The organism is Methylobacter sp. BlB1 (assembly GCF_015476545.1).
GTDB lineage: Bacteria > Pseudomonadota > Gammaproteobacteria > Methylococcales > Methylomonadaceae > Methylobacter.
Genome location: NZ_JADMKV010000214.1, coordinates 1 through 682, shown reverse-complemented (window position 1 = coordinate 682; position 682 = coordinate 1). Strand labels below are relative to the sequence as shown.

Sequence of the window (682 nt, the reverse complement as noted above, 5' to 3'; positions counted from 1 at the left end):
GGCCGCCTCCATCATGCGTAAGCCTTCAATGCGTTCACGGATCAGAGCCAGCTTTCTTAGCGCAATTTCTTTGGCCTCCTGGCAACGCCGACCTTCCTCAAGACTCAATAATTCTGCAACCTCGTCGAGCGAAAAGCCCAGTTTCTGACCTTCCTTAATAAACCTCACTCGCTGCACGTCTTGTTCAGTGTAATGTCGGATGCCCTTGAGTGGCTTGACAGGCTCCACCAGCAGGCCGCGTCGTTGATAAAAACGGATCGTTTCGACATTCACGCCGGCTTGTTTCGCCAGTGCGCCAATCGTAAAGCTTTTTTGTGTCATGGGCTTGTCTCCGTACATAGGTACGGCGCCTATAATACAAGCATCGCTAGAAAAGAGGTATTCATCATGAACTCCAAACAAACCTTAATTGCGAGCGTTCTGGCTGGGATAGGGGCTAGCTTATGTTGTGTCGGTCCTTTGGTGTTGCTGAGTCTTGGCATTGGTGGGACTTGGATGGCAACGCTGACAGCCTTCGAGCCGGTGCGCCCGGTGTTCATGGGCGTGGCATTGCTTTTTATTGGCCTGACGTTCCGCAAGCTCTATTTGACACCTCAAACATGTGAATCCGGCAAGCCCTGCGCTGATGATGAAGTTATCCGCAAGCAACGCTTCATTTTTTGGAGTGTAACCGTCCCTTTAT

Annotated in this window: 2 protein-coding genes; one reads left to right on the top strand and one right to left on the bottom strand. The window is 51.0% G+C overall.

All coding sequences use genetic code 11. The features are described from left to right. The coding region (locus tag IT781_RS22090; protein WP_194972315.1) for a MerR family transcriptional regulator at nt 1-321 on the bottom strand (321 nt) is incomplete at its 3' end. Between the two features lie 66 nt (nt 322-387). Between IT781_RS22090 and IT781_RS22085 the strand changes: the two genes are divergently transcribed. Further along, on the top strand, nt 388-682 hold a 295-nt coding region (locus IT781_RS22085), incomplete at its 3' end, for a mercuric transporter MerT family protein (protein ID WP_194972314.1).